The organism is Ilyobacter sp., assembly GCF_041583315.1.
Taxonomy (GTDB): domain Bacteria; phylum Fusobacteriota; class Fusobacteriia; order Fusobacteriales; family Fusobacteriaceae; genus Ilyobacter.
Map to the genome: position 1 here is coordinate 1 of NZ_JBFHGC010000594.1, position 1,664 is coordinate 1,664.

2 protein-coding genes are annotated in these 1,664 nt (G+C 36.9%); both read right to left on the bottom strand.

What is annotated here, in order from left to right; all coding sequences use genetic code 11:
* Positions 1–1,226 (bottom strand): GGDEF domain-containing protein (locus ABZA26_RS14545; RefSeq protein WP_372715210.1); only part of this gene is annotated, 1,226 nt, incomplete at its 3' end.
* Between the two features lie 173 nt (positions 1,227–1,399).
* On the bottom strand, positions 1,400–1,664 hold a 265-nt coding region (locus tag ABZA26_RS14550; RefSeq protein ID WP_372715211.1), incomplete at its 5' end, for an amino acid--tRNA ligase-related protein.

Below are 1,664 nucleotides of genomic sequence, written 5' to 3' on the forward strand. Positions count from 1 at the left end.
AAATCATTTTCTGTATTTTTATAAAATTTTTCTTCAGAGCTTATATCGGGTCTGGTTCGGTTTCTCCCCTCTTTCTTTGCCATGTACATGTTGTCATCTGCCCGTTTCAAAATATCCTCTACACTCTCACCTCTGGCTAGGGTAGCTGTCCCTAGGCTTATAGTCACCTGAGTGTTCAGATCAAACTTATACTGTCCAACTGCTTTCCTCAGTTTTTCAGCAACTTTCCACACGGCTCTTTGTTCTGTCTCTATACAGACTACTATAAACTCTTCTCCCCCCCACCGGCCTATGAAGTCTGTTTTTCTAAGGGTATTTTTTAGTATCTCAGAGATTTTTTCAAGTACCAGGTCTCCCTTAGGATGCCCGAAGTTGTCGTTGATATTTTTAAAATGATCCACATCCAGAAGGATTACCGACATTTTTCCATTGTTTCTCTGACTCCTGTCAACCTCCTCTCTGAGCTTCCACTCTATAGTTTTCCTGTTCAAAAGTTTAGTCAGTCCATCTACAGTAGCCTGATATGTACATTCCTCCAGTATTTTTTCTTTCTTCTTTGATTCTTCCTCTAAGTTAAGAACAAGTCTACTGTTTATCATCACCAAAATAGAGAAGGTTATACAGATCAGTAGCATCTGGGATATAATTGTCATGAGAGACATTACAAAACCGACATTTAAATAATTTGTGCTTGTAATTCCTATTTTATAGTACCATGCCATCATCAAATAAAGCATTGAGACAAAGAACATCAAAGTTCCGGTCAGTCGATAATTTCTTTTCATTTTAACATCATCACTTTTATACAGTGTTCTGGCTCCATTAATACTTATGAAGGCTATTGCAAGAGAAAATACAATCCCCCTCACTATAAGTTTTGGCTCAACTAATCCGAAATATGCGTATATCAGAGTAAAAACTCCCAGCATTCCATAATAAAAATTTTTATTTATTTTCCTGTCTATGAAAACGGCAGTCCCAAAATAAAATTTCACAGCCCCTGCTATCAGTAAAACATTGCCAACTACAATGGATAAAAAATCCGGTATAAAGCCTCTCATAAGTATCATTGTTATGCCAACAGACTGAAGTGCAAAACACATCACCCAGTCTGACATCCCCTCAAATCTTCCTTTATTTTGCTTCCATGCAAAATATAAAATAAGAGTGATTACAGTATCACTTATGCTGTGGCTCAGCAGTATGGTTCTCATATCTATATTCATAATTCTCTCTCCTTTCGTTGAATCTGAATCAGACCCTGTTTTGGAATCGTTATAATATTACCACATTATTATAAATTTTATTTTTTTTTTAAATATTATAAACAGGATTAAAAAAATGGTAAAGCCATCCGGCTCTACCATTTTTCTAATAATTTTATAATAATTCTGTAAAACTAGTCCTTTTTTCTCATCTGCGGGAATAAGATTACGTCTCTTATTGAAGGAGCACCAGTTAAAAGCATTACAAGTCTGTCTATTCCTACACCTAGACCACCTGTTGGAGGCATTCCGTATTCTAGAGCCTCTATATAGTCGTCGTCTATCTCTGCATTGGCTTCTTCGTTTCCGAGCATAGCCTCTTCTAGCTGAGCTTCGAGCCTTCCTCTCTGATCAGCAGGATCATTCAGCTCAGAGAATGCATTTGCATACTCTCTGGCA